Genomic DNA, 24,104 nt, shown 5'->3' with positions numbered 1-24,104 from the left:
GGCAGCGTCCCGCGTCGGTCCGGATCAGGACTTCTTGTCGTCCTTGACTTCGGTGAACTCGGCGTCCACCACGTCGTCGTTGCCCTTGCCCGCATTGCCGGCATCGGCGCCCGGGGCACCGCCCTGCTCTGCCGACGCTGCGGCGAACAGCGACTGGCCGGCTTCCTCCAGCACCTTCGACTTGGCTTCGATCTGTGCCTTGTCGTCGCCCTTCATCGCGGTTTCAAGATCGGCCAGAGCCGCTTCAACCTTGCCGATGACATCGCCGCCGACCTTGCTGCCGTGCTCGGTGATGGCGCTGCGGGTGCCGTGGATCAGGGCATCGGCCTGGTTGCGGGCCTGCACCAGCTCCTGGAACTTCTTGTCTTCTTCGCGGTTGGCTTCCGCGTCGGCGACCATGCGCGCGATCTCTTCCTCGGACAGGCCCGAGCCGGCCTTGATCTCGACCTTCTGTTCCTTGTTGGTCTTCTTGTCCTTGGCCGACACATGCAGGATGCCGTTGGCGTCGATGTCGAAGGACACTTCCACCTGCGGCAGGCCACGCGGCGCCGGCTCGATGCCGGACAGGTCGAACTTGGCCAGCGACTTGTTGAAGCGGGCCTGTTCGCGCTCACCCTGCAGCACGTGCACGGTCACGGCCGACTGGTTGTCCTCGGCGGTGGAGAACACCTGCGAGGCCTTGGTCGGGATGGTGGTGTTCTTCTCGATGATCTTGGTGAACACGCCGCCCATGGTTTCGATGCCCAGCGACAGCGGGGTCACGTCCAGCAGCAGCACGTCCTTGACGTCGCCGCCCAGCACGCCACCCTGGATCGCCGCACCCAGTGCCACGGCTTCGTCCGGGTTGACGTCCTTGCGCGGCTCCTTGCCGAAGAACTCGGTCACCGCCTGCTGCACCTTCGGCATGCGGGTCTGGCCGCCGACCAGGATCACTTCGCTGATGTCGCTCGAACGCAGGCCGGCATCGTTCAGGGCGACGCGGCACGGCTCGATCGACTTCTTGATCAGGTCTTCCACCAGCGCTTCCAGCTTGGCGCGGGTCAGCTTGATGTTCAGGTGCTTCGGACCCGACGCGTCAGCGGTGACGTACGGCAGGTTCACTTCGGTCTGCTGGGCGCTGGACAGCTCGATCTTGGCACGCTCGGCAGCGTCCTTCAGGCGCTGCAGGGCCAGCGGATCCTTGCGCAGGTCGATGCCCTGGTCCTTGTTGAACTCTTCCACCAGGTACTCGATGACGCGGTTGTCGAAGTCTTCGCCGCCCAGGAAGGTGTCGCCGTTGGTGGCCAGCACTTCGAACTGCTTCTCGCCGTCGACGTTGGCGATCTCGATCACCGAGACGTCGAAGGTACCGCCGCCCAGGTCGTACACAACGATCTTGCGATCCTTGTTGTCGCCCTTGTCCAGGCCATAGGCCAGCGCGGCCGCGGTCGGCTCGTTGATGATGCGCTTGACGTCCAGGCCCGCGATGCGGCCAGCATCCTTGGTGGCCTGGCGCTGGCTGTCGTTGAAGTAGGCCGGCACGGTGATGACCGCTTCGGTGACCTTCTCACCGAGGAAGTCCTCGGCGGTCTTCTTCATCTTCTCCAGTACCTTGGCCGAGATTTCCTGAGGCGCCATCTTCTTGGCGTCGCTGGTCGCCACCCACGCATCACCATTGTCATGGGCGAGGATGCTGTACGGGACGTGGGCGATGTCCTTCTGCACCTCGGCGTCGGTGAACTTGCGGCCGATCAGGCGCTTCACCGCGTAGAAGGTGTTCTTCGGGTTGGTCACCGCCTGGCGCTTGGCCGAGGCACCGACCAGGACTTCGCCGTCCTTGGTGTAGGCGACGATCGACGGGGTGGTGCGATCGCCTTCCGAATTCTCGATGACGCGGGCCTTGCCGCCGTCCATGATCGCCACGCACGAGTTGGTGGTGCCGAGGTCGATACCAATGATCTTGCCCATGGGGGAGACTCCTGAGAAATGCTGTGTGGATGTCAGTCCGGCCGCTCGGCCGGTGGATGAATGGGATGTGGGGGAGGCTCGTGGAACATTCAAGCCATCTCCCGAACGCTGTGTTCAGCCGTTCAAGGTTCGCCGGGCATGGCCCGGCGATGACGATCCGGGGGTAGCGCCGGGCCATGCCCGGCGGCCGCTCCCGGATCGACCGCTCAGTCGGCGGCCACCACCACCAGCGCCGGCCGCAGCAGGCGCTCGTTGAGCAGATAGCCCTTCTGGAACACGGTCACCACGCTGCCCGGGGCGGCGTCCGGGGCCGGCACCTGGCTGATCGCCTGGTGGTGCTCCGGGTTGAACGGCTGGCCGGTCGGGTCAATCAGGACCAGGCCGTTGTCGGCGGCGACCTTCAGCAGCTGCTTGTAGGTCAGCTCCAGGCCCTCGCGCAGCGGGTGCGGGTCGTCGCCGGCGGCCTTCAGGCCGGCATCCAGGCTGTCGAACACGGGCAGCAGTTCGCCCAGCAGCTTCTCGTTGGCGAACTTGCGGGCCTGCTCGATGTCGCGGGCCACGCGCTTGCGCTGGTTCTCCAGGTCGGCGCGCTCACGCAGCGCATCGGCCCTGACCTGCTCGACTTCCGCGCGCAGGCGCTCCACTTCGTCATTGACGCCTGCTGCGGCGGCCGCGTCGGCGGCGCTCTGCTGGGATTCGAAATCTGGATGTTCGTGGTTCATGTCTGGGTCCCTGGCGGTCACTCCCCGCCTCCACCCACCCTAGTGTGGGCGGGATGCTGCGTTTCAAGCGTCCGCGGCACCGGATCCGCGTCCGGTCGGTGAAAAGGCCGCCCCCAGCACGTCGGCGGTGGCCTGTACCAGCGGGATCATGCGGTCGTAGGCCATCCGCTTCGGCCCGATCACCCCCAGCACGCCCAGCACCTGCCCGTTGGCCGCATACGGGGCGGTCACCAGCGAAACGCCCTGCAGCGGCATCATCCCGGTCTCTTCGCCGATGAAGATGCGCACGCCCGGGGCCTGGATGGTCCGCTCCAGCAGCTGCAGGATCTCGCGCTTGCTGGAAAACAACTCGAACAGTTCACGCAGGCGCTCCAGGTCGGACAGGTCCTGGACCCCCATCAGGCGCGTCTGGCCCGCCACCAGCATGTCGTCGGCCGCGGGCTGCAGGGCCTGCTCGGCCAGTTCGATGCTGTGCGCCAGCAGCTGCTCCAGCTCGGAGCGGGCATCGCGCAGCTCCAGCAGCAGGCGCGCCCGGATCTCCGCCAGCGGCAGCCCGGCGAAATGGGCGTTGAGGTAATTGGCGACCTGCTCCAGCTGGCCCGGCGCGAAGTCCTGGCGGGTTTCGATCACCCGGTTCTGGACCTCGTTGTCGGCGAACACCAGGATCGCCAGCACCCGGCGGCCGTCCAGCGCCACGAAATCGATCTGGCGGAAGGCGAACTGCTCGCGCCGCGGCGCGCTGACCACGCCGACGAAGTGGCTCATCGCCGACAGCAGCTCGGAGGCACTGCCGAGCAGGGCCTGGGTGCTGCCGCCACCGGCCAGTTCCTGGCGCAAGCGGGCCAGCTCGCCCTCGCCCGGCGGCTGCATCTGCAGCAGGCTGTCGACAAACACCCGGTAGCCATGCGCGGTCGGGATCCGCCCGGCGGAGGTATGCGGCGACGCCAGCAGGCCCAGGTCCTCCAGGTCGCCGAGGATGTTGCGGATGGTGGCCGGGCTGACTTCCAGCCCGGCCACGCGCGCCAGCGTCTGCGAGCCCACGGGCTCACCATCCTGGATGTGGCGCGCGATCAGCGTGCGCAGCAGATGGCGCGCGCGCGGGGCGAGTTGGTCGGCGGAACCGTGCATGGAATCAACCTGTGAGACACGGAGACTAGATAATGGCGCCGGATCACCTTGGCAAGCCATTGGACCGCCCGCGTGCGCGTGCTAGCGTTGCGCGGCTCAGATACCCCCAGACCCATGCTCAGACACCTATCGATCAAGGATTTCGCCGTCGTCCGCGCTACCGAACTTGAATTCGGGCCTGGCATGACCGTGGTTTCAGGCGAGACCGGCGCCGGCAAGTCGCTGATGGTCGACGCGCTGGGCTTCCTGTCCGGCCTGCGCGCCGACAGCGGCGTGGTCCGCCACGGTGCCGCCCGCGCCGAGCTGTCGGCCGAGTTCGCGCTGGAGCATCTGCAGGCCGCACGCCAGTGGCTGGCCGACAACGAGCTGGACGATGAGGACCAGTGCCAGCTGCGCCGCGTGATCCGCGCTGACGGCGGTTCGCGGGCCTGGATCAACGGCCGCCCGGTCACCCTCGCCCAGCTGGGCGAACTGGCCGCGCTGCTGGTGGAAATCCACGGCCAGCATGAACAGCAGGCCCTGCTGGCGCGTCCTTCCCAGCTGGCCCTGCTTGATGCCTATGCCGGCAACGAGGAAGAGCGCCGTCAGGTCCGCCGCGCCGCAGCCGCCTGGCAGGCACTGGTCGATGAATCCCTGGCGCTGTCGCAACAGGGCGACGTCAGTGACCGTATCGGTTTCCTCGAGCATCAGCTGCGCGAACTGGACCGTGAGGATCTGGAGCCCGAATCGATCCTCGCGCTGGGCGCCAGCCATCGGCGCCAGGCCCATGCCAGCGCGCTGCTGACCGCCTGCCAGGCCGCCAGCAACCAGCTCAACGGCGACGAGGGCAGCTCGGCGCTGGATCAGCTGCAGCAGGTGCGGCACGAACTGGCCCGGCTGATCGAACACGACCCGCGCCTGGGCGAGGTGGACAGCCTGATCGAAAACGCGTCGATCCAGCTGCACGAAGCCCTGTCCCTGCTCGACCGCGTGCACGACGACCTGGATGCCGACCCCGAACAGTTCGAGGAGAACGAGCGCCGTCTCGGCCGCCTGCACGACCTTGCCCGCAAGCATCGCGTGCCGATGGACGAACTGGGCGCGCAGCGCGAGCGCATGCATGCCGAAGTGGAGCAGCTGCGCGGCGCCGACGAGCGGCTGCAGCGCCTGGCCGGCGAGATCGACAAGGCCGCGGCCGCCTGGCGGGTGCAGGCCGAAGCACTGAGCGCAAGCCGGCGCAGTGCTGCGGCCGCGCTGTCGACCACCACCACCGGCATCATTGCCGAGCTGGGCATGGGCGGTGGCCAGTTCCTGATCGAGCTGGAACCCCTGGACGGCGGCAAGCCCGACCCGCAGGGCGCCGAACGCGTGGAGTTCCTGGTCGCGGCCAACGCCGGTCAACCACCACGCGCCCTGCGCAAGGTGGCCTCGGGTGGCGAACTGTCGCGCATCTCGCTGGCAATCGAAGTGGCCGCGCTCGACCTGGACGCTGTGCCGACCATGGTGTTCGACGAAGTCGACTCGGGCATCGGTGGCGCGGTGGCCGACATCGTCGGCCAGAAACTGCGCGCCCTTGGCGAGAAGCGCCAGGTGCTGTGCGTGACCCACCTGCCGCAGGTCGCGTCCAAGGGCCATGCCCACTACCGGGTCAGCAAGGCACCGGTGGAAGGCATGACCCAGAGTGCGGTGGAGAAGCTGGACCTCAAGGCACGCGAGGAAGAACTGGCACGCATGCTCGGTGGCGTCGAAGTGAGCAAGGAAGCGCGCGCGGCCGCCCGCAAGCTGCTGCAGGTCTGACGCCGGCGGCGTCGAGCGACGCCCGGTCCGTCCCACCGCAGGTTCACCCCAGCGGCCGCGCCAGATCCACCGTTTCCACCAGGAAATCCAGGAACGCACGCACCCGCAGCGGCAGATAGCCACCCTGCCCCAGGAATACCGCGTGCACCTCTTCCAGATCGCCGGGATTGGCCTCTTCCAGCACCGGCAGCAGCCGCCCGGCCGCTATGTCGTCCCTGACCTGGAACGCGGCCAGCCGGGCCAGCCCGAGCCCTCCCAGCACCAGCTGCCGCAGGGCATCGCCGTTGCTGGCGCGCGCATTGCCGCTGGTGGGCACGCGCAGCACCTGGCCGCCCTGCAGCAGCGGCCACCCCTGCATCGCCCGCGCATGGCCGATGTCCAGCCGGTTGTGCGTCTGCAGGTCGTCGACGTTGCCAGGCAGACCGTGTCGCTGCGCATAGCCGGGTGAGGCCACGATCATCATCCGCGTCGCCCCCAACCGTCGTGCCACCAGGCTGGAACTCTTCAGCGGACCGGCCCGCACGGCCACATCGGTGCGCTGCTCGAGCAGATCGATCACTTCATCGGTCAGGGTCAGGTCCACCCCCACCTGCGGGTGCTGCTGCAGGAACATGGGCAGCAATGGCAGCAGGAAATGCTGGCCGAAGGGCACGTTGGCATTCACCCGCAGCCGCCCGCGCGGTTCGGCATGCGCGCTCGCACAGCGCTCGGCCTCTTCCAGGTCAGCAAGCACGCGCAGCCCGCGCTCGTAGAAGGCGCAGCCCTCCGGGGTCAGCTGCAGCTGGCGGGTGGATCGCTGCAGCAGGCGCGTGCCCAGCCGCTGCTCCAGCCGCGCCACCAGCTTGCTGACGGCCGAGGGCGTCATGTCCAGGCTGCGGGCCGCCGCGGAGAATCCGCCGGTTTCGATCACCCTCACGAACACTTCCAGCTCGCCGGAGCGATTGATGTCGGGTCGCGCCATGGTGATGAATCCAGTTCACAGATGATTATCCAGGCGCAGTCTAGTTCACAGAAAGCGGCAGGGACACCATGGCCCCTCCTTCCGACGGACCCTTCCGATGAACCGCCTGAGCACGTTGACCACCGCTGCCCTGCTCACCCTGTCCGCAGCAGCCAGCGCCACGGCCGCCCCTCCCCGGCACTGGGTGGCCAGCTGGCAAGCCAGTCCACAACCGGTTTGGCAGGCAGACTTCCTGTTTCCGACGCTGATCCCCGCAGAGCTGGCCGACCAGACCTTCCGCCAGACCGTCCGCATCAGCCTGGGCGGCTCGCGCCTGCGTGTCCGCTTGAGCAACGCCTACGGGACACAGCCACTGCGGGTGGGCCGGGCCACCCTGGCGGCACATCCGGGCGAGGTGCCGCAGGCGCTGACCTTCGATGGCCAGCCCGGCGTGCTGATCGCGCCTGGCCAGGACCGGCTCAGCGACGCGCTGCCACTGCCCACGCGCAACCTGCAGTCGCTGCAGGTCAGCATCCATCTGCCACAGCCCACGCCGCTGCGGACGTTCCACTGGGAGGGCCGGCAGACCAGTTGGATCGCGCCGGGTGACCAGAGCCTGGCTGCGGACCTGGACGGGGCCCGCAGCACCACGGCCCGCCTGCTGCTGTCCGGCATCGACGTCGAAACCGCAGCCCGCGCGCGCAGCGTGGTGGTGATCGGCGATTCGATCACCGATGGCGCAACGGCCAGCCTCGACCAGGACCAGCGCTGGACCGACCATCTCGCCGCACGGCTGGCACCGCAGGGAATCGCAGTGGTCAACGCCGGCATCTCCGGCGGACGCCTGCTGCGCGACGGCATGGGGGAATCCGCCCTGGCCCGCTTCCCGCGCGATGTCCTCGACCAGCCCGGTGTCGCCAGTGTGATCGTGCTGATCGGCATCAACGACATCAGCTGGCCGGGCACAGCGTTCGCGCGCGGCCAGGACCGGCCCGGGCTCGCCGAACTGCAGGCCGGCTATCGCAGCCTGGCCGGACAGGCCCATCGCCATGGACTGCGCATTGTCGGCGCAACCCTGCCGCCGTTCGCCGGTGCCCTGCCCGGCACCCCGCTGGACGACTACTACCAGCCGGACAAGGACGCACTGCGCCAGCAGCTCAATGCCTGGCTGCGGCAGGACAGCCCATTCGATGCGGTGATCGACCTGGATGCAGTGCTGCGCGACCCCGCCGATCCCTCACGGATGGCCGCCGCCTACGATTCAGGCGACCATCTGCATCCGGGCGATGCCGGCAACCGGGCCATGGCCGAGGCCGTGGATCTGCGGAGGCTGATGCCGCCATCGCACCCGGCGGTCACTCCGCCGCGCTGACGAAAAACCCCGGGGCCAGCCCGGGGTCTCGTCGCAACCGGCACGCAGGGGGTGCCTATCTGCGCTTCTTGCGCACGTACAGCACCAGCGAATGTTCTTCCAGCTCATAGCCGTGATCGGCCGCGATCTTGCGCTGCAGTTCCTCGATCTCGGTACTTTCGAACTCGATGATCTTGCCGCTGTCCACATCGACCATGTGATCGTGATGGCCGCCGCGGTCCAGTTCATAGACGGCCTGGCCGCCTTCGAAATTGTGCTTGAGCACGAGGCCGGCAGCCTCGAACTGGGTCAGTACCCGGTACACCGTGGCCAGGCCGATCTCGTCACCATGCTCCAGCAGCTGGCGGTAGATGTCTTCGGCGGTCATGTGGTGCTGGGCAGTGCGCTGCTCGAGCAGCGCCAGGATCCGCATCCGTGGATGGGTTACCTTCAGGCCGACTTTACGCAGGTCGTGGGTTTCCATAGGTCTCCGTTCATTGGCGATTTAGCGCCAGCTGCCTCGGATTGGGTCGCGGTGGCACGCCGGGAGTGTATCATCGGTTCGATTTCCCCAACCGCCAGTCCCGATGCGCAATCTCCTGTTGGTCGCCGCCGTCGCCCTGTCCACCACCGGGTGCGGCATCATCTACAAGCAACCCATCTATCAGGGCAACCTGATCCGGGAAGATGCCGTGGCCAAGCTGCAGGTCGGGCAAAGCAAGCAGCAGGTGAACGCGCTGCTGGGCACGCCCTCCGTGCCGGACCCGTTCCATGCCCAGCGCTGGGACTACACCTCCAGCCAGCGGGTCGACCGTCTCGGCCGCACGGAAGTGAAGAACTTCACCGTGTATTTCGAGAACGACGCCGTGACGCGCTGGGAGGGTGACTATTTCCCGGCCAACGACAAGGCGCTGGCCCAGCAGACAGTCCGCCAGTTCGGCCGCAACCTGCCGAAGGACAAGAAGAAGAAGGGCCGCTGAGGCCGCCAGCCCGTTCCGACGGACGGGCCCTGGCCCTCAACCGCCGAGCGCGCGACGCCGGCGGTTGTCCTTGGGATCGGCCTGCAGTGGGCGCAGCAGTTCGACCCGGTCCCCATCCAGCAGTGCCTGCTGCGGGCGGGCCAGCACACCATGCACGGCGGCAGCCGGGCAGCCGGCACTGCCCTCAAGAGCGGCAGCGGCGATCGCATCGGCAACCGTGGCGCCCTCTTCCAGCTGCAACCGGCGTGACAGCACCCGCTGCGGCCAGGCAAGCACCACCTCGACCTCGATCATCGCTCAGTCCTCGTCGGCAACCCGGACGAAATCGTTGACCATGCGATCGGCCAGACCCTGGAAGCCGATCGCCAGCGCCGGGCCCAGCAGCCGTGAGCTGGGTTCGAATTCCAGGGTCAGCGTCACCTTGCAGGCGTCTTCGGCCAGCGCGTGGAATTCCCAACGGCCATGAAGCTGCTTGAAGGGACCGTCGCGCAGCTGCATGTCGATGCTGTGCGGGCGCTGCAGGGTGTTCTCGGTCTGGAACCAGGTACTGAACGAACCCAGGCCCAGGTCCAGACGCGCCACCAGCCGGTCCTCGCCCTGCTCCAGGATGCGGGCATCGGAGCACCAGCGGAAGCGGCGCGGATAAGCCTGGACGTCGTTGACCAGGTCGAACATGCGCGCGGCCGAATGTTCGACCAGGGCGCTGCGGCGGATAGTAGGCATGTATACGGGACGTTTCGGCAATCGACCGGGCGGGCCCGAATCGGAGACAATACGGAAATGAGCAAGAACAGCGGCAAGGATAAAGCAAAGAGCGCGACGGCCAACAAAACCATCGCGCTGAACAAGCGTGCCCGCCACGAGTACCACATCGAAGAGCGCTTCGAGGCCGGGCTCGCCCTGCAGGGCTGGGAGGTCAAGTCGATCCGGGCGGGGCGCGGCAACATCATCGACGCCTACGCTTACGTGAAGCGTGGCGAGATCTACCTGATCGGCGCACAGATCACTCCGTTGATCCAGGCCTCCACCCACGTGGTGGCCGAGGATCGGCGCGAGCGCAAGCTGCTGCTGCACCGGAACGAGATCGACAAGCTGATCGGCAAGGTCGAGCGTGATGGCTATACGATCGTGCCGACCGCGATGTACTGGAGCAAGAACAAGATCAAGCTGGAGATCGCGCTGGCCAAGGGCAAGCAGAACCACGACAAGCGCGATGCGGCCAAGGATCGCGACTGGGCGATCGAGAAGCAGCGGGTGATGCGGCGCGGCAACCGCGACGCCTGAGGCAGGCCCCGCCGCCTTGTGGCGCCGGGCGATGCCCGGCGGCCCGGGCCATCAACCGGCCAGCATGCCCTGCCCGCGCGCGCGCGGCGCCAGGGCCGCGTGCATCACGGCCAGGTGCATCACCACCGCCAGTTCCGGCGCGTGGCGGTCATCGCCCGCCCGCCACTGCTGGGCGAGCTGGGCTGCATCGGCCGGCAGCAGGGCCAGCAGCTGCGTATCGTCGAGGGCATCGGCTGCACCCTGCAGCTGGCGCGCCAGCTGCCGCGACTGCCACACGTGAACGCCGATGCTGAGGCTGGCCAATGTCATCAAGGTCAGCGCCAGGCCGTGCTCGAACCACTGCGCCAGCACGTCCGGCCCCCACAGCAACGCCGCCAGTACCGCCAGCGCCGGCAGCCGCCAGCCCAGCCAATGGGTGCGCCCACGCTGCGGCCAATGCACCACCACTGCGCTGGCGACCAGCGCCACCGCTGCGGTGGCCGGCAGTTCGGTCAGCCAGGTCGCCGCCAGCAGCACCGCCAGCAGCGCCCAGACCCAACCGGGAGGCAACGCCCGTCGCTGATAGTCGGCCCCGACCGGGCCCACCAGCTGGCGCAGGCTGCGCTGTTGCATCGCGTCGGTCACCCACAGTCTCCCGTTTCTGTCCTGCCCTGGATGGTCACGACCAGTGTGTCGCAAATCCGTGCCGGAGACGTTAGCAATCCGCTATGACACAGGCAGTACAACATGTTGCGGATTGACCGGCCGCGCGAGGTGACTGTTCAGCTGTTTTGCCGTAGCATGACAACCGTTGGGCAGGCCCTGCCCGTGGTGACACGGAATCGGCCCTGTACCTTGCAGCACTGTAGAAACCGGGGGTGCATTGGTTTCGACGGGGGTTGTGAAGTCGCCTGGCGCATGCCGAGGGGGTAGCTTTCCTCGTAAATCCAGCTGCAAAACTCTAGTTGCCAACGACGACAACTACGCTCTGGCCGCTTAAGGCCTAAGCCTCGAAACCGCTTGTGTCCATGCTCGCGGTGTAGAGTCACTATCATGGAATCGCGCTGGACGGCTGCCTGTCAGTCCGGCACTAGAACACAACAGGCTGGTTCCCGGATGCGCTTTGCACGCCGTGCTGTTCGGGGACGAGATTCAACGGCGAGCTAAGCATGTAGTGCTGGGGATGGAGTGCCTTCGGACGGCGGTTCAATTCCGCCCACCTCCACCAACGAGCGGTCCTTCAAGGACCGGAGAAGCCCGGACATTCCCGCCAGAAGGGGATCTCCGGGCTTTTTTATTGCCTGCGGTATACACCGCTCGCCGCGCCTGTCGATCTCGACATCGGTAAATCAGTTCAGAAATTTCCTACCCCCGCACTGGGGGAGAACGGTCTGCGAAGCCGTTCGTTCAAGGTCGCCATCAGAAAGGAGACCGCGCGGACATACCCCCTTCATCTCGAGTCGAGCCCCCAGGGCACGACCGGCTCATCGCACCTTTCACAAAGGAACTGTATTCATGCGTACGTCGCTTCGGGTTTCCCTTGCCAGTGCCATCACCCTGGTCCTGGCCAGTGCCCCTGCCTTCGCCCAATCCACCGAACGGGTGTGGACACGGGGCATGGACAACAACCAGCAGTACAGCAGTTTCATCGTCAAGTACCGCGATGGCAGCCGCAAACGCGTCTCTGCCGACACCGCCCAGGATGCGCTGAAACAGCGGCTGGGCGCGCAGCAGCGCAGCAAGCGCTCGGTGGGTGCGGCGCAGGCTGCGGCGGTGGCGCATCAGCGCCGCATGGGTGGCGGCGCCGATGTGATCAGGACAGACAAGGCACTGGATCGTCCGGAGGCCGAGATCCTGATGCAGCGCATCGCCGACGACCCGGACGTCGAATACGTGCAGCCGAACTTCATGATGAGCGCGTTCGCCACGCCCAACGATCCGCGTTACGCCGAACAGTGGCACTACAGCAATCCCGTCAGTGGCGCACGCGTGCCGGCGGCATGGGATCGCTCCACTGGCCAAGGGGTCGTGGTGGCGGTGATCGATTCGGGCTATCTCGACAACAACGACCTGCAGCCGAACCTGCTGCCAGGCTACGACATGATTTCCTCCACCCGGCCGTTCAGCAATCTGCAGTGCATCCTGGGCGGGCTGAATCCCGGTTGTGGCGGTTCCGACGATGGCGATGGCCGCGATGCGGATGCCTTCGATGCCTCGGGCATCGCGCACGGCACCCACGTTGCGGGAACCGTCGCGGCGGTAACCAACAACCAGATCGGCGTGGCCGGCGTGGCCTACAACGCGAAGGTTGTACCGGTACGCGTGCTGGGCAACCAGGGCAATGGCGGCTCGGATGACATCATCGACGGCATGCTCTGGAGCGCTGGCATCGCTGTGCCGGGTGTTCCCGCCAATGCCAACCCGGCCGAGGTCATCAATCTCAGCCTGGGCGGCCGTCGGCCCTGCTCGCCGGCCGAGCAGGATGCGATCGACGACATCACGGCCACCGGCACCCTCGTGGTGGTCGCGGCGGGCAACAGCAACCTCGATGTGTCCGAGTTCGCACCGGCGAACTGCAACGGCGTGATCGCGGTAGCCGCGAACGACCAGGGCGGGCGCCGCGCGTTCTACTCCAACTACGGTGCAAGCATCCATATCACCGCGCCCGGTGGCGAGACGTGGTCGTGCCGCGCCTCGGTAGGCGAGTTCCTGCCCCTGGCCACACCGCCGAACTCGACCAACTGCGCACCGACCCGCCAGCATCCGGCGCAGGGCGTTCTGTCCACGGTGGGCAACAATGCCTTTGACTTCATGTCCGGCACCTCGATGGCGGCACCGCACGTGGCCGGCGTCGTCGCGCTGATGCAGGCGGTGGCACCGGTGCCGAAGACCACCAGCCAGGTCAAGGACATCCTGCGCCGCACCGCCCATCCGATCGCGGCGGCCAACTGCCCGGGGGGTTGCGGTCCGGGCATCATCGACGCCGCAGAAGCTGTCAGGGAGGCCAGCAACTGAGGCCCGGGCGCAGCGGCCCGCCACAGCCGCTGCGCCATGCGTTGCCCGCCGGTCAGATCCACAGGCCACCATCTCCCACATTCCCGGCACGAAACCCATGAACTGGTTCGACGGCATGGCCATCGGCTTCCTGCTCGGTGTCCTGGCATGTACTGCTGCGGTGGTCCTGGCAATCCGCAACAGCGATCTGGACGATTGACGACCGGCCGCTGAAGGAACGGGCGCACGCCGCTTCCGCCTTGACATACCTCCCGCTAGAGTGGCGCGACCGCGCAGGAGGATCGTATGGCAACCACGGGAATGGGCATCGTCGGCCGCACGGCTCTCGTCTTCACCCTGCTGCTGGCGCTGAGCGGCTGCGCCACCCTGCGCCAGTTCGGGCCCTCGGTGCAGGTCGCCTCGGTTACCCCCGGCCAGTACATCGCGCTCAAGCGCGGTGACATCCTCACCACCGGCAAGCTCAGCTCGGCCACCCTGGAAACCCTGCGCGTGGCCGGTCTGGACGAGGGTGTCTGCGCCAAGCCCGGTCCGCCCTGCATCGATGCAATGGAGGCCAGCATCGTCGTGCGCGAGGAAGACAAGCGCTCGGCCCTGGCCGAACTCTGGCTGCAGTACGCATTGACCCTGCCCGCCCCCAAGCGCGAGTACTCCGCCGAAGGCCGCGCCAAGGCCGTGGTCACCGAACTGGACGCCGGGTTCCAGCCGCGTCTGGATGCGTGGATGCAGGTTGCGCGGCAGGCCTACGCCTATCTGTTCTTCACCGAGCGCACCGCCAACCAGCGGGGTTTCGAGGATCGCCAGACGCAGGTGCGGGACTACTACAACCTGGCCGTGCAGGAAGCCTCCGTGCAGCTGTTCGAGGCCTACGCTACCGGCCGGGTGCACAGCGACACCAGCCGCTTCCAGCTGGGACGATGGACCTTTGTGCTGGCGCCATCGGACGACGGCTCGCCATTGGACGAGCGTACGCCGAGGGAGCTGGTTCCCGCCGCAGCGCTCTCGTTCACCGGCACCCTGCGCAGCGTGCATCGCCGGGATGGCTTCGGCGCCGAGCTGGTGGCGGTGATGGATGATCCCGGCAGCGACGTGGACACGGCTGCTGCCGCGGCCAGCGCCGCTGCGCCGGTACAGCGCAGCTGGAGCGAAATGCCTTCACCCTCGATGTCGGTGCTGCTGCGGTTCTCCGGCAACAACCTGTGGGAAGTGCTGCACGACGACGAGCCGGAGGTGGAGATCCACGATCCCTACCAGGTTTCGGAAGTCACCCTGCATGGCCAGCAGGTGCCATTGGCGGCCAACTTCACGGCAGGCTACGCGCTGTGGCTCGCACGCTCCAACTTCAGCCGGCAATCGCTGCGCTCGCTATTCGGGAGCAAGGGCGGCATCGATACGCCGCATCTGTACATGATGCAGCCCTACGACCCGAAGCGCCGCGTGCTGTTGATGATCCACGGCCTGGCAAGCAGCCCGGAGGCATGGGTCAACGTCGCCAACGAGCTGATGCGCGACGATGAGATCCGCCGGGACTTCCAGGTGTGGCAGTTCTACTACCCGACCAACATGCCCATCGCGATGAGCCACGATGCGATCCGCCACATGCTGGCCGATGTGCTGCAGCACTTCGATCCCACCGGAAAGGCCGCGGCCTCGCATGACATGGTGCTGGTCGGGCACAGCATGGGCGGAGTGATCTCGCGGCTGATGGTGTCTTCGTCCGGCGACCATCTGGTCGAGACCCTGCTGGCAACCGCGCAGATGACGCCGGCACAGCGCGAGCTGCTGCGCACCCGCGGCGCGCCGGTGCTCACGTTCAAGCCGGAGCCGGAGATTTCACGGGTGGTATTCATTGCCACCCCACATCGCGGCACCGACGTTGCCGGCACCCGCCTCGGGCGCTGGATCGGCCGTCTGGTGCGGCTGCCACTGACCGTGCTGGAGGACGTGGCGACGATCGCCAACGACGGCCACGTCGACCGCGACGACGGCAAGCACGGCTACCAGATGAACAGCATCCAGAATCTCGACAAGGATGACCCCTTCGTCAAGGCCGTCGCCGATCTGCCGATGTCCCCGAGCGTGCGCTATCACTCCATCATCGCGCGCGCCAAAGCCGATGGACCGCTGGAGCAGACCAGCGACGGACTGGTGCCCTACTGGAGTTCGCACCTGCCGGGCGCCGAATCGGAGAAGGTGATCGTGTCCGGTCACAGCGTGCAGGAAGCCACGCCCGCCATCGTCGAGCTCAGGCGCATCCTGCATGAAGACATGCAGGCACACGACCGGCGCGATGAATAGCGCAGGCTGATCGCCGTTCCGCCACCGGCGGAGACGGCGGGTCAGGCGTTGCGGGAAATCCCTCATCGCACGTACGCACAGTGCCTCCTATGCTGGCCGCACCTCCCCGACAGCAGGCCAGCCACATGAACACCCAGGACCTCAGCCGCCAACCCCGTCCCGATCCGGCCGAGCGCGATGCCTTCTTTCCCTCGCCCTGGTCGCTCTCGCAGTTCACGTCACCCACCAGCAATCTGTCCGGCGCGGACTATGCCGACGCACGCCGGGATGGCCGCTGGAAGATACTGATGATCGGCGCCGATGAGCGCTACCTGCCGACCGCCAACGGCCACCTGTTCTCCACCGGCAATCACCCGGTCGAAACGCTGCTGCCGATGTATCACCTGGACAAGGCCGGCTTCGACTTCGATGTGGCAACCCTGTCCGGCAACGCCGTGAAGTTCGAATGGTGGGCGTTCCCCGGCGAGGACCGCGACATCGGCGGTCTGTACGAACGTTACCAGGCGCGGTTCCGCCAGCCGAAGGTGCTGGATGACATCGTGGCCTCGCTGGACGCGGCGTCGGACTATGCAGCCATCTTCATTCCGGGCGGGCATGGTGCACTGATCGGTCTGCCGGAGAGCCGCGCGGTCAGCAAGGCGCTGCACTGGGCGATGGCACAGCAGCGCTACATCATCACGCTCTGCCACGGCCCTGCAGCGCTGTTGGCTGCCGGGATCGATGAAGCGGGCGGTGATTCGCTGTTCCGTGGCTACCGCATCTGCGCCTTCCCCGATGCGATGGACCGGCAGACGCCGGACATCGGCTACATGCCCGGGCAACTGCCGTGGTTCTTCGGTGAAAAGCTCGCGCAGCAGGGCGTGCAGATCGTCAACGAGGGTATTGACGGCAGCGTGCTGCAGGATCGCCTGCTGCTGACAGGCGATAGTCCGTTGGCCGGCAATGCACTCGGCCAGTTGGCCGCACGCACCCTGCTGGACGCGCTGGCAGGTCGCTGAACACCGTGGCCGCGCTGGTGCCGATGCTGCTGGAACTGGAGCAGGCGCGTTCGATCGCCGAGATCGGCGCGCTGCTTCGCTCGATCGCCGCGCCCCTCGGCTACGATCGCGTGCTGGTGTTTGCGGCCGGCACCGGGCTCGAACGCGGCGCACACCGCGTGTACTGGATCGAGGGCGACTGGCTGGGCGAAGGGCGTGAGACCGATCTTGCCCGCTACCTGCATGCCTGCCCGGTCAACCGCCACGTGCTCGACAGCGATGCCCCGTTCTTCTGGAGCAAGCGCGACGGCGCAAGGGGGGCCCGCTACCAGGTGGTCAGGCACCCCCGCGGCGACGGCCTGCATGGCCTGCAGGTACCCGTGTTCGGAACCACGGGGCTGGAAGGGGCGATCAGTTTCGCCGGAACGATCATCGACGCTTCCGCGCCTGCCCGGCTGCTGCTGGAGTCTGCCGGCACAGCAGCATTCCGCGCCGCCCGCCGGCTGGCCGAAGCACCGGCTGAACGCCCCCTGGGCGAACTGAGCACGCGGGAACGCGAGGTTCTGCGTTGGGTCGCAGCCGGCCGGCGCCAGGCGGAGATCGCCGCCACGCTGGGGTTGTCCGCGCGCACCGTGGAGAACCACCTGCGCCGCGCGCGCCAGCGCCTGGGCGTTGCGACGACGGCGCAGGCCGTGCGCGCGGCCGCGCGACGCGGCGAGATCGAAGACTGAGCGGGCCCCCGTGCAGCCGCCACGCCAATGACCCATCCCGGCATACCCTCCCCTGCCAATCCGTGCCATCCTTCATGGAATCGTTTACATGGAATGGAGGGATTCCACGATGCTGTCGCGTTTCCGTCGCCCTGCGCTGTGTGCGCTGCTGGCCTTCGCTCTTCCCGCCATCGCCTGGGCGGCGGCCCCTGCGCCGCTGAAGGTGATGTCCTTCAATGTCCGCACCCCGGCCGACACCGCGCCAGGCAAGCGCTGGCCGGATCGCCGCGATGCGATGGTCAAGGTCATCCTGGATGCCCGCCCGGCCGTGATCGGCACCCAGGAGCTGGTACAGGAACAGGCCGACTATCTCGCCGGCCACCTGCCCGGCTACGCGTGGTTCGGTGAAGGACGGCGCGGTGGCAGCGGCGATGAGCACATGGGCGTGTTCTACGACACGCGGGTGCTGGCCGTGGAGGAATCAGGCAACTTCTGGCTGTCCGATACACCGGAGGTCGCCGGCAGCATCACCTGGGGCAACCTGTACCCGCGCATGGTGACCTGGGCCCTGTTCCGTCGCCTTGACGATGGCCGCCGCTTCTACTTCATGGACACCCACCTGCCCTATCGCGACGAAGACGAACCGCGCCGGGTCAAGGGAGCCGAGCTGATCGGCAGGCGGGTGGCGACGCTGCCGCCGGATCTGCCGCTGGTGCTGACGGGCGACTTCAACAGTGAACCCGGGGGCGGAACCTACGCGACGCTCACCCGCGTTCTGCAGGACGCACGCACCCAGGTGGCGTCTCCCCAGGGGCCGCGCCTGACCTTCCATGATTTCACCGGCAAGGCCACCACGCAGCTGGACTGGGTACTGGTGAGAGGCTTCCGTGCGCGCAGCTTCCTGACCGATGACCGTCGCATCGACGGCGTGCTGCCCTCGGATCACTTCCCGCTGGTGGTCGAGCTGGACTGGCCCCGGCCCTGAGTCGGGTTGCCGCCGCGTTCACCGCGGCGGCTGCCGCGCCAACAGGCGATACAGCGCCTGGTGCTGATCGCGCGCCTGGCAGATGCGAGCGCCGATGGCCAGCAGCACGGCCACGCCGATCAGGCCCAGGCCCAGCATGGAGTCCGGCAGCCGCACGAAGCCGATGGCCGCGGCCAGCATCGCCAGCACCAGCAGAACGACCACCGCGACGGACAGTCCTGCACCGGGTGGCCCCGGATCGCCGAACAACATTCGTTGGGTATCCCGCTTGCCGTCCGTCATCGCCTGTCCTCTGATGGCCCGCCCCACTTGTTACACGGCAGAAGGCGCTTCCGGGAGAGTCAGAAGCGTCATGAATGTGACGGTGTCCACGGCTCACGCCGCGCTGCCCTGCCTGAGTTCGCAAAGTGTGGAGGACGGCATGGCAGGGCGGCAGGCGCCCGCCCATCGGTGGCCCTGACCGGAAACGGGGACGGAGGCCACTGCCTCCGTCCCCGTCCGGTCAATTCACCTGTGCCACGCTCGGCGCCTGCGGGGACTGGCCCCAACCACCCAGCGCCTTGTATACGCCGACTACGCTGACGTTGACCTCCGCCTCGGCGGCCGCCAGTGCATCATCGGCGGCCAGCTGGGTGCGCTGCGCGTCGAGCAGGGTCAGGAAGTCTTCCGAGCCCTCGCGATAGCGGATCTGCGCCAGCGACTCGGCTCGTCGTGCGGCCTGCGCCTGCTCCACCACGATCGCCAGCCGTGCCTGCTGCTTGGAGTAGCGTGTCAGCGCGTTCTCGGTGTCTTCCAGTGCCAGCAGCACCGTCTGCTCGTACTGCGCGGCAACGCCCTCGGCCTCGGCCTTGCTGGCACGCAGACGTGCGCGCACGGTTCCGAAATCGAAGGCTGCCCAGCTCAACGACGGCGTCAGCGACCAGGCCTTGTTGCTGCCGTTGACCAGGCCATTGGCGTCGCCGCCGAGGAAGCCGACGAAACCGGAAAGCGACAACCGCGGGAACAGATCGGCCGTTGCCACCCCCACCCGTGCCGTGGCGGCTGCCAGCCGCCGCTCGGCCGCACGCACGTCGGCACGCTGGCGCAGCAGCTCGCGGGTATCGCCCAGCGGCAACGGCTTGGCGAACGCCGGCACCTCATGCGGCGCGAGCATGTCGGCCAGTACTTCCGGGCGCTGGCCCAGCAGCACCGCCAGGCGATTGCGGGACTGCGTCTCGGCCACTTCCAGCAGGGGAATATCGGCCTCGATCGCCTTCAGCCGGGCACGGCTGCTCTGCACATCCAGCTCGCTGCCGGCACCCAGTTCCCAGCGCGCCTCGGTCAGCTTCTGCGTATCACGCAGATTGACCAGTGTGTGCTGGGCCACGGCGATGCGCTTCTGCGTGCCGCGCAGCTCGAAGTAGTTGCGTGCCACTTCGGCGGCAACCAGTACCTGCGCATCGGCCAGGTTGGCCTGCTCGGCCCCCAGATCGGCGCGTGCCGCTTCGGCAGCACGGCGCTTGCGGCCGAACAGATCCAGCTCCCAGCCCGCATCGAACCCGAGCTGGTAGCTTTCACTGAACACCCGCTGCCCACCCAGCTGCGGATCGGGTTGCTTGCGGCGGTCGTAACTGCCGCCTGCGGTCACGTGCGGTGCCTGGTCGAAGCGGCTTTCGACGAACACCGCCCGCGCCTGGCTGACACGCGCCACGGCCACGCGCAGGTCAAGATTGCTCGACAGTGCGCCGTGCACCAGCTCTTCCAGCACCGGGTCATCGAACTGCGCCCACCAGCTGGCAACGGGCGATGTGGTGCTGAACACCGGCTGCTCCGCGCCCTGCAGGACGACAGGCTCCTGCTGGGGCGCCTTGTAATTGGGACCGACGGTGACACAGCCGGCCAGCACGAGGCTGGAAACGGCCACCGCCAGGGTGCGGATCACCATGGCAGCACCTCGCCCAGATAGGTGAAGCTGCCACTCGGGCCTTCAGGGCCGATCAGCGCCATCTGCACGCTGGAACGCGCACCTTCGGCGATCTCGATCTCGCCGTGGCCACCATTCATGTCGGTCTTGACGTAGCCCGGGTGCACGGTGTTCACCTTGATCGGCGAGCTGCGGAGCTCGTATGCCAGGGCCAGCGTCCAGCTGTTCACCGCCGCCTTGGAGGCGTTGTAGGCCGGAATCTTGAAGTCATAGATGCCCGAACCCGGGTCGGCGTGCAGGGTCTGCGAGCCGAGGATGCTGGACACGTTGACGATGCGCCCGGCCTTGGCCTGCTTCAGCAGCGGCAGGAACGCCTGGGTCACCGCCACCAGTGCATATACATTGGTGTCGAAGGTGCGACGCCACGTATCCAGCGACTGCTCCGACGGTGCCTGTGCCGGGTTCTCGATCATGATGCCGGCGTTGTTGACCAGGATGTCCAGCCGGCCGTGACGCTGGCGCACCTGCTCGACCGCGTCGGCGATGCTCGCAGCGTCGGTAACGTCCAGCTGCAGCGCTTCCACCGGCAGGCCTTCCGCCTGCAGCTTCAGTGCCTGCTCCACCGCCGTCTCACGCTTGCGGCCGGCCAGCAACGTGTGCACGCCTTCCTTCGCCAGCTGACGCACGGTCTCGGCACCGATGCCACGGGTAGCGCCGGTAACCAGCGCGATCTTGTTCTGATGGGTGTTCATGGATTCATGCCTTTGGAGGGAGAAGCCGCCGCCGATCATCGACCGGCGGCGACGGGGTTCCGTATCAGTGATGAATGGTGGGCTCGCCGTGCTGCACCAGCTGGCCACCGCCGTTGCGGGTGACGAACTTGCGCAGGGCAACGTAGAACACCGGGGTCAGGAACAGGCCGAACAGGGTGACGCCCAGCATGCCAGCGAACACCGTGATACCGGTCACCGAGCGCACCTCGGCACCCGCACCATGCGAAAGCACCAGCGGCACGGTGCCGGCGATGAACGCGATGGAGGTCATCACGATCGGGCGCAGGCGCAGGCGGCAGGCTTCCAGCGCGGCCTCGACGATGCCCTTGCCGCCCATCTCCAGCTCACGGGCGAACTCGACGATCAGGATCGCGTTCTTGCATGCCAGGCCCATCAGCACCACCAGGCCCACCTGCACGAACACGTTGTTGTCGCCGCCGGTCAGCCATACGCCGAACAGAGCCGACAGCAGGGTCATCGGCACGATCAGGATCACCGCCAGCGGCAGCGACCAGCTCTCGTACAGCGCGGCCAGCACGAGGAAGGCCAGCATGATCGCCACCGGGAACACGATGAACGCGGCCTTGCCCTGGGTGGCCTGCTGGTAGCTCAGGTCGGTCCATTCGGTGGCCATGCCGACCGGCAGCACCTGCCCGGCAATCTCGGTCAGCTTGTTCATCGCTTCCGCCGAGGACAGCAGGCGCGGGTCGGCTTCGCCGGCCAGGTCCGCTGCCGGGTAGCCGTTGAAACGCAGCACCGGGTCCGGGCCGAACGTCTGCTTGATGGTCACCATCGAACCGATCGGCACCATCTCGCCGCGGTCGTTGCGGGTGCGCAGCTTGGCGATGTCCTCGACGCTCTCACGGAACGGGCCGTCCGCCTGGGCGATCACCTGCCAGGTGCGGCCGAACTGGTTGAAGTCGTTGACGTACGCCGAACCCAGGTAGGTCTGCAGCGTGTCGAACAGCTCTGTCAGCTGCACGCCCTGCGCCTTCGCTTTCACACGGTCCACTTCCGCATCCAGCTGCGGCACGTTGGCCTGGTAGCTGCTGATCGGGAAGGCCATGCCCGGGGTCTGTGCAACGGTCCCCTGCATCGCCTGCACGGCATTCTGCAGCGCGCCGTAGCCCAGGTTGCCGCGGTCCTCGATGAACATCTGGTAGCCATTGCCGTTGCCCAGGCCCAGGATCGGCGGCGGCATCATCGCGAACGCGAAGCCCTCCTGCAGGCCTGCGATCTTCTGGTTGATCTCGGCGTTGATCTCCGCCGCGGTCCGGCCATGACGCTCGTTGAACGGCTTGAGCGGAATGAACGCCACACCGGTGTTCGGGGTGTTGGTGAACTGCAGCGCGTTCAGGCCCGGGAACGAAATGGTATGCGCCACGCCGTCGGTTTCCTGGGCGATCTTGGCGACCTTGCGCAGCATTTCATCGGTACGTGCGATCGACGAACCTTCCGGCAGCTTCACGCCCGCGATCAGGTACAGCTTGTCCTGGGTCGGGATGAAGCCCGGCGGCACCAGCTTGAAGATCACACCGGTACCGACCAGCAGGATCGCGTAGACCACGAACACAGCGCCGCGGCGGCCAAGGATGCGCGCCACGCCGCGCTCGTACTTCTCCGAGCTGGACTTGAAGAAGCGGTTGAACGGGCGGAACACCCAGCCGAACAGGCGATCGATCAGACGGCTCGGGCCATCCTTCGGAGCGCCATGGGCCTTCAGCAGGCGGGCGGCCAGGGCCGGCGACAGGGTCAGCGAGTTGATCGCCGAGATCACCGTGGAAATGGCGATGGTGACAGCGAACTGCTTGTAGAACTGACCGGTGACGCCTGACAGGAACGCCATCGGCACGAACACCGCGCACAGCACCAGTGCGATCGCAACGATCGGGCCGGACACCTCACGCATGGCCTGGTGGGCGGCTGCGGTCGGCGACAGACCTTCTTCGATGTTGCGTTCAACGTTCTCCACCACCACGATCGCGTCGTCGACCACGATGCCGATCGCCAGCACCAGGCCGAACAGGCTCAGCGTGTTGATCGAGAAGCCCAGTACGTACAGCGCTGCGAAGGTACCGACCACCGACACCGGAACCGCGATCAGCGGAATGATCGACGCGCGCCAGGTCTGCAGGAACAGGATCACCACCAGCACCACCAGGGCGATCGCTTCAAGCAGGGTCGAGACCACCGCCTTGATCGAATCACGCACGAAGATGGTGGTGTCGTACACCGCTTCGTACTTCACGTCGGCGGGCATGGTCTTCTGCATCTCGTCCATCGTGGCGATGACCTTGTCGCGAATCTCCAGTGCATTCGCACCGGGCGACTGGAAGATGCCGATACCCACCGCATTCTTGCCGTCGAGCTGCGAGCGCAGGGTGTAGTCGCCAGCGCCCAGTTCCAGGCGGGCAACGTCGGACAGGCGCACGATCTCGCCGTCGACACCGCTCTTGAGCACGATGTCGCCGAACTCCTGCTCGCTGCGCAGGCGGCCCTGGGCATTGATCAGGGTCAGGAACTGGCTGTTCGGCAGCGGCTCGGCGCCGAGCTGACCCGCAGAGACCTGCACGTTCTGCTCACGCATGGCACGCACCACGTCGCTGGCCGTCAGGCCGCGCGAAGCAACCTTGTCGGGGTCCAGCCATGCGCGCATGGCGTAGTCACCACCACCGAAGATCTGCGCGTCGCCCACGCCGGGAATGCGTGCCAGCGCGTCCTTGACGTGCAGGCGGGCGTAGTTGCGCAGGTACAGGGTGTCGTACTTGCCATTGGGCGACGTCAGATGCACGACCATCAGGAAGGTGGGCGACTGCTTCTGCGTGGTCACGCCCTGCCGGCGTACGTCCTCGGGCAGGCGTGCCTGCGCCTGCGCCACACGGTTCTGCACCTTCACCGCCGCCGCGTCCGGATCAGTGCCCGGGCGGAAGGTGACGGTCATCTGCAGCACGCCGTCGGAACCGGCGACCGACTTGAGGTACATCATGCCCTCGACGCCGTTGATCGCCTCTTCAAGCGGCGTGGCGACGGTTTCGGCGATGACCTTGGGATTGGCGCCCGGATAGACCGTGCGCACGACCACCGACGGCGGCACCACTTCCGGGTACTCGCTGATCGGCAGGATCGGAATCGTGATCAGGCCTGCGGCGAAGATCACGATCGACAGTACCGCCGCGAAGATCGGCCTGTCGATGAAGAAACGGGAAAAGTCCATGGAGGAATTCCTGGGAAATGCCGCCGGCGGGCAACAGCCACCCTGCCCCTCGCCGATATGACGAAGGCAGGGAAGGCCGCCGCTGGCGCCGGCAGCTAAGCGGAAACTCGGATCAGGAGACGGCG

Annotated in this window: 21 protein-coding genes and 1 other RNA gene; 10 read left to right on the top strand and 12 right to left on the bottom strand. The window is 67.0% G+C overall.

Going from position 1 to position 24,104, the window contains the following annotated elements:
* Window positions 1–24: 24 nt before the first annotated feature.
* The 3 genes from dnaK to hrcA form a co-directional block, all read right to left on the bottom strand.
* Window positions 25–1,947 carry a molecular chaperone DnaK gene (dnaK, locus tag ACVOJ1_RS05505; RefSeq protein ID WP_053519712.1) on the bottom strand — a complete coding sequence of 641 codons (1,923 nt, stop codon included), beginning with the start codon at window positions 1,945–1,947 and terminating at the stop codon, window positions 25–27.
* A 206-nt stretch (window positions 1,948–2,153) separates the two neighbouring features.
* The gene (grpE, locus tag ACVOJ1_RS05500; protein ID WP_053519711.1) at window positions 2,154–2,669 is read right to left on the bottom strand and encodes a nucleotide exchange factor GrpE; all 516 of its coding nucleotides are present in this window, start codon (window positions 2,667–2,669) and stop codon (window positions 2,154–2,156) included.
* 63 nt (window positions 2,670–2,732) lie between these two features.
* Window positions 2,733–3,797, bottom strand: a complete 1,065-nt coding sequence (gene hrcA, locus ACVOJ1_RS05495) for a heat-inducible transcriptional repressor HrcA (RefSeq protein ID WP_053519710.1) — start codon at window positions 3,795–3,797, stop codon at window positions 2,733–2,735.
* A gap of 114 nt (window positions 3,798–3,911) precedes the next feature.
* Between hrcA and recN the strand changes: the two genes are divergently transcribed.
* On the top strand, window positions 3,912–5,573 hold the full coding sequence (gene recN, locus ACVOJ1_RS05490) for a DNA repair protein RecN (RefSeq protein ID WP_346480113.1): 1,662 nt from the start codon (window positions 3,912–3,914) through the stop codon (window positions 5,571–5,573).
* A gap of 43 nt (window positions 5,574–5,616) precedes the next feature.
* Here recN and ACVOJ1_RS05485 read toward each other — a convergent pair whose 3' ends face one another.
* Window positions 5,617–6,534, bottom strand: coding sequence for a LysR family transcriptional regulator (locus tag ACVOJ1_RS05485; protein ID WP_111185598.1), 918 nt, complete (start codon window positions 6,532–6,534; stop codon window positions 5,617–5,619).
* A gap of 97 nt (window positions 6,535–6,631) precedes the next feature.
* Here ACVOJ1_RS05485 and ACVOJ1_RS05480 point away from each other — a divergent pair, with 97 nt between their 5' ends.
* Window positions 6,632–7,885: an SGNH/GDSL hydrolase family protein gene (locus tag ACVOJ1_RS05480; RefSeq protein ID WP_346480112.1), complete on the top strand. Its 1,254-nt coding sequence runs from the start codon at window positions 6,632–6,634 to the stop codon at window positions 7,883–7,885.
* A gap of 55 nt (window positions 7,886–7,940) precedes the next feature.
* Here ACVOJ1_RS05480 and fur read toward each other — a convergent pair whose 3' ends face one another.
* Window positions 7,941–8,348, bottom strand: coding sequence for a ferric iron uptake transcriptional regulator (fur, locus tag ACVOJ1_RS05475; protein ID WP_053519706.1), 408 nt, complete (start codon window positions 8,346–8,348; stop codon window positions 7,941–7,943).
* A 103-nt stretch (window positions 8,349–8,451) separates the two neighbouring features.
* On the opposite strand from fur, the gene ACVOJ1_RS05470 reads away from it, so the two are divergent.
* Window positions 8,452–8,844 carry an outer membrane protein assembly factor BamE gene (locus ACVOJ1_RS05470; RefSeq protein ID WP_053519705.1) on the top strand — a complete coding sequence of 131 codons (393 nt, stop codon included), beginning with the start codon at window positions 8,452–8,454 and terminating at the stop codon, window positions 8,842–8,844.
* A gap of 36 nt (window positions 8,845–8,880) precedes the next feature.
* On the opposite strand, the gene ACVOJ1_RS05465 is transcribed toward ACVOJ1_RS05470, so the two are convergent.
* A complete protein-coding gene (locus ACVOJ1_RS05465) occupies window positions 8,881–9,138 on the bottom strand; it encodes an RnfH family protein (RefSeq protein ID WP_053519704.1) in 258 nt (85 codons plus the stop codon).
* Between the two features lie 3 nt (window positions 9,139–9,141).
* Window positions 9,142–9,567, bottom strand: a complete 426-nt coding sequence (locus tag ACVOJ1_RS05460) for a type II toxin-antitoxin system RatA family toxin (protein ID WP_053519703.1) — start codon at window positions 9,565–9,567, stop codon at window positions 9,142–9,144.
* Between the two features lie 57 nt (window positions 9,568–9,624).
* Here ACVOJ1_RS05460 and smpB point away from each other — a divergent pair, with 57 nt between their 5' ends.
* Window positions 9,625–10,128, top strand: coding sequence for an SsrA-binding protein SmpB (gene smpB, locus ACVOJ1_RS05455; RefSeq protein ID WP_019661238.1), 504 nt, complete (start codon window positions 9,625–9,627; stop codon window positions 10,126–10,128).
* A 51-nt stretch (window positions 10,129–10,179) separates the two neighbouring features.
* On the opposite strand, the gene ACVOJ1_RS05450 is transcribed toward smpB, so the two are convergent.
* Window positions 10,180–10,752 carry a hypothetical protein gene (locus ACVOJ1_RS05450; protein WP_053519702.1) on the bottom strand — a complete coding sequence of 191 codons (573 nt, stop codon included), beginning with the start codon at window positions 10,750–10,752 and terminating at the stop codon, window positions 10,180–10,182.
* Between the two features lie 229 nt (window positions 10,753–10,981).
* Between ACVOJ1_RS05450 and ssrA the strand changes: the two genes are divergently transcribed.
* The 6 genes from ssrA to ACVOJ1_RS05420 all read left to right on the top strand — a co-directional run bounded on the left by ssrA (window position 10,982) and on the right by ACVOJ1_RS05420 (window position 18,089).
* Window positions 10,982–11,335: a transfer-messenger RNA gene (gene ssrA, locus ACVOJ1_RS05445) on the top strand.
* A 287-nt stretch (window positions 11,336–11,622) separates the two neighbouring features.
* Complete coding sequence (locus ACVOJ1_RS05440; RefSeq protein ID WP_346480111.1) at window positions 11,623–13,122, top strand: S8 family serine peptidase; 1,500 nt, start codon at window positions 11,623–11,625, stop codon at window positions 13,120–13,122.
* A 285-nt stretch (window positions 13,123–13,407) separates the two neighbouring features.
* Window positions 13,408–15,417: an esterase/lipase family protein gene (locus ACVOJ1_RS05435; protein WP_346480110.1), complete on the top strand. Its 2,010-nt coding sequence runs from the start codon at window positions 13,408–13,410 to the stop codon at window positions 15,415–15,417.
* Window positions 15,418–15,542: 125 nt separating this feature from the next.
* Complete coding sequence (gene hchA, locus ACVOJ1_RS05430) at window positions 15,543–16,415, top strand: glyoxalase III HchA (protein WP_065175070.1); 873 nt, start codon at window positions 15,543–15,545, stop codon at window positions 16,413–16,415.
* 5 nt (window positions 16,416–16,420) lie between these two features.
* Window positions 16,421–17,125: a PA1136 family autoinducer-binding transcriptional regulator gene (locus tag ACVOJ1_RS05425; protein WP_340044819.1), complete on the top strand. Its 705-nt coding sequence runs from the start codon at window positions 16,421–16,423 to the stop codon at window positions 17,123–17,125.
* 109 nt (window positions 17,126–17,234) lie between these two features.
* Complete coding sequence (locus ACVOJ1_RS05420; RefSeq protein WP_346480109.1) at window positions 17,235–18,089, top strand: endonuclease/exonuclease/phosphatase family protein; 855 nt, start codon at window positions 17,235–17,237, stop codon at window positions 18,087–18,089.
* Window positions 18,090–18,107: 18 nt separating this feature from the next.
* On the opposite strand, the gene ACVOJ1_RS05415 is transcribed toward ACVOJ1_RS05420, so the two are convergent.
* The 4 genes from ACVOJ1_RS05415 to ACVOJ1_RS05400 form a co-directional block, all read right to left on the bottom strand.
* On the bottom strand, window positions 18,108–18,371 hold the full coding sequence (locus tag ACVOJ1_RS05415) for a hypothetical protein (RefSeq protein WP_053517461.1): 264 nt from the start codon (window positions 18,369–18,371) through the stop codon (window positions 18,108–18,110).
* Between the two features lie 220 nt (window positions 18,372–18,591).
* Complete coding sequence (locus ACVOJ1_RS05410) at window positions 18,592–20,013, bottom strand: efflux transporter outer membrane subunit (protein WP_065174973.1); 1,422 nt, start codon at window positions 20,011–20,013, stop codon at window positions 18,592–18,594.
* Window positions 20,007–20,744 carry an SDR family oxidoreductase gene (locus ACVOJ1_RS05405; protein WP_053517458.1) on the bottom strand — a complete coding sequence of 246 codons (738 nt, stop codon included), beginning with the start codon at window positions 20,742–20,744 and terminating at the stop codon, window positions 20,007–20,009. The genes ACVOJ1_RS05410 and ACVOJ1_RS05405 overlap by 7 nt, the downstream gene beginning before the upstream one ends.
* A gap of 64 nt (window positions 20,745–20,808) precedes the next feature.
* Window positions 20,809–23,979, bottom strand: coding sequence for an efflux RND transporter permease subunit (locus tag ACVOJ1_RS05400; RefSeq protein ID WP_053517457.1), 3,171 nt, complete (start codon window positions 23,977–23,979; stop codon window positions 20,809–20,811).
* Between the last annotated feature and the right edge of the window lie 125 nt (window positions 23,980–24,104).

The organism is Stenotrophomonas sp. STEN225 (assembly GCF_056756445.1).
The sequence above is the reverse complement of the archived record's forward strand: the minus strand, read 5'-3'. Positions and strand labels throughout refer to the sequence as shown.

Excerpts from the sequence above, each read along its gene's own strand:
- fur (WP_053519706.1), bottom strand. The coding sequence starts at position 8,348 with ATGGAAACCCACGACCTGCGTAAAGTCGGCCTGAAGGTAACCCATCCA.
- ACVOJ1_RS05465 (WP_053519704.1), bottom strand. The coding sequence starts at position 9,138 with ATGATCGAGGTCGAGGTGGTGCTTGCCTGGCCGCAGCGGGTGCTGTCA.
- grpE (WP_053519711.1), bottom strand. The coding sequence starts at position 2,669 with ATGAACCACGAACATCCAGATTTCGAATCCCAGCAGAGCGCCGCCGAC.
- hchA (WP_065175070.1), top strand. The coding sequence starts at position 15,543 with ATGAACACCCAGGACCTCAGCCGCCAACCCCGTCCCGATCCGGCCGAG.
- ACVOJ1_RS05470 (WP_053519705.1), top strand. The coding sequence starts at position 8,452 with ATGCGCAATCTCCTGTTGGTCGCCGCCGTCGCCCTGTCCACCACCGGG.
- dnaK (WP_053519712.1), bottom strand. The coding sequence starts at position 1,947 with ATGGGCAAGATCATTGGTATCGACCTCGGCACCACCAACTCGTGCGTG.
- ACVOJ1_RS05440 (WP_346480111.1), top strand. The coding sequence starts at position 11,623 with ATGCGTACGTCGCTTCGGGTTTCCCTTGCCAGTGCCATCACCCTGGTC.
- smpB (WP_019661238.1), top strand. The coding sequence starts at position 9,625 with ATGAGCAAGAACAGCGGCAAGGATAAAGCAAAGAGCGCGACGGCCAAC.
- ACVOJ1_RS05410 (WP_065174973.1), bottom strand. The coding sequence starts at position 20,013 with ATGGTGATCCGCACCCTGGCGGTGGCCGTTTCCAGCCTCGTGCTGGCC.
- ACVOJ1_RS05460 (WP_053519703.1), bottom strand. The coding sequence starts at position 9,567 with ATGCCTACTATCCGCCGCAGCGCCCTGGTCGAACATTCGGCCGCGCGC.
- ACVOJ1_RS05435 (WP_346480110.1), top strand. The coding sequence starts at position 13,408 with ATGGCAACCACGGGAATGGGCATCGTCGGCCGCACGGCTCTCGTCTTC.
- ACVOJ1_RS05420 (WP_346480109.1), top strand. The coding sequence starts at position 17,235 with ATGCTGTCGCGTTTCCGTCGCCCTGCGCTGTGTGCGCTGCTGGCCTTC.
- ACVOJ1_RS05480 (WP_346480112.1), top strand. The coding sequence starts at position 6,632 with ATGAACCGCCTGAGCACGTTGACCACCGCTGCCCTGCTCACCCTGTCC.
- ACVOJ1_RS05485 (WP_111185598.1), bottom strand. The coding sequence starts at position 6,534 with ATGGCGCGACCCGACATCAATCGCTCCGGCGAGCTGGAAGTGTTCGTG.
- ACVOJ1_RS05405 (WP_053517458.1), bottom strand. The coding sequence starts at position 20,744 with ATGAACACCCATCAGAACAAGATCGCGCTGGTTACCGGCGCTACCCGT.
- ACVOJ1_RS05415 (WP_053517461.1), bottom strand. The coding sequence starts at position 18,371 with ATGACGGACGGCAAGCGGGATACCCAACGAATGTTGTTCGGCGATCCG.
- hrcA (WP_053519710.1), bottom strand. The coding sequence starts at position 3,797 with ATGCACGGTTCCGCCGACCAACTCGCCCCGCGCGCGCGCCATCTGCTG.
- ACVOJ1_RS05400 (WP_053517457.1), bottom strand. The coding sequence starts at position 23,979 with ATGGACTTTTCCCGTTTCTTCATCGACAGGCCGATCTTCGCGGCGGTA.
- recN (WP_346480113.1), top strand. The coding sequence starts at position 3,912 with ATGCTCAGACACCTATCGATCAAGGATTTCGCCGTCGTCCGCGCTACC.